A 1,304-nucleotide genomic window follows, 5' to 3' on the forward strand; every position below is an offset into this window, starting at 1 on the left:
GTTGTTGCCGCTGTTGCCGGTCAGCACGTTGTTCAGGGCATTGCCGACGTTGCCGCTGTTGCCGGTCAGCACGTTGTTCAGGGCATTGCCGACGCCGGTGAGGTTGTCGCTGCCGGTGAGGGTGAGGTTTTCCAGGTTGGCGCCCAGGGTCCAGCTCACCGAGGCGCGTACGGTGTCGATATCCCACAGCGAGAGGCCGGTCTCAATGACCACGTCCTTGAGGTTGTCGACGATGTAGGTGTCGCTGCCGCGGTCGTCGATCATGACGTCGGCGCCAAGTCCTCCGTCCAGGGTGTTGTCGCCGTAGTTACCGACGATGCGGTTATTCAGGGCATTACCGGTAGCATTCAGGTCGTTGAAGTCGATAAGGGTCAGGTTCTCGACGTTGCTGCCCAAGGTGTAGCTGATCGACGACAGCACCGTGTCGATTTCGCTCAGCGAGGTACCGCGTTCGATCACTGTGTCGCCGACGTTATCGACGTAGTAGGTGTCGTTACCGGCACCGCCGTCGAGGGTGTCGGCCCCGCCCCGGCCGTCGAGGATATTGGCGGCGGCGTTGCCGGTCAGACGGTTGTCGAGCTTGTTGCCCGTGAGGCTCAGCGCTGCAGAACCGAGCAGCACAGCGTCTTCGACGTTGTCTTCCAAATAGTAACTTACTGCCGTCTGGATCAGGTCGTGGCCTTCGTCAGCCAGTTCAGTGACTTGTACACCGTTGTTGTAGATGACATAGGTGTCATCGCCACTGCCGCCAATGAGCTTGTCGGCGCCGGCCCAACCATCCAGCCAGTCGTTGCCGGCCCCGCCTAGCAGGGTGTTGTCGTAGGCGTTGCCTATCAGGATGTTGTTCAGGTCGTTGCCGATCACGGTGAAGTTGCCGAGGCCGGTGACGGTGACATCTTCGACGTTCTGCAGGTTGCTTTGACTGAGGTCGACGGTGCTGCTGGCCAGGGTCGAGGCGTAGGCAATGTTCAGCAGGTCATGGCCCTGGTCGACGGTTTCCTGCAGCAGCGCCAGTTCACCGGCCTGGTCGAGGATATAGGTGTCGTCGCCGGCGCCGCCGATCAGCGTATCCAGCCCCGCGCCACCGTTGAGCACGTTGTTGCCGCTGTTGCCGGTCAGCACGTTGTTCAGGGTATTGCCGACGCCGTTGAGGTTGTCGCTGCCGGTCAGGGTGAGGTTTTCCAGGTTGGYGCCCAGGGTCCAGCTCACCGAGGCGCGTACGGTGTCGATTTCGCTCGCCAGGGTACTGGTTTCGGTGACCGTGTCCTTGAGGTTGTCGACGATGTAGGTGTCGTTGCCGAAGC

General features: G+C 61.2%; 1 protein-coding gene. It reads right to left on the minus strand.

Features of this window, described 5'->3' with window-relative positions:
* Positions 1-1,304 (minus strand): calcium-binding protein (locus tag AC1DIS_RS29985; protein ID WP_477781300.1); only part of this gene is annotated, 1,304 nt, incomplete at both ends.

Source organism: Pseudomonas sp. 05N433, from assembly GCF_056396925.1.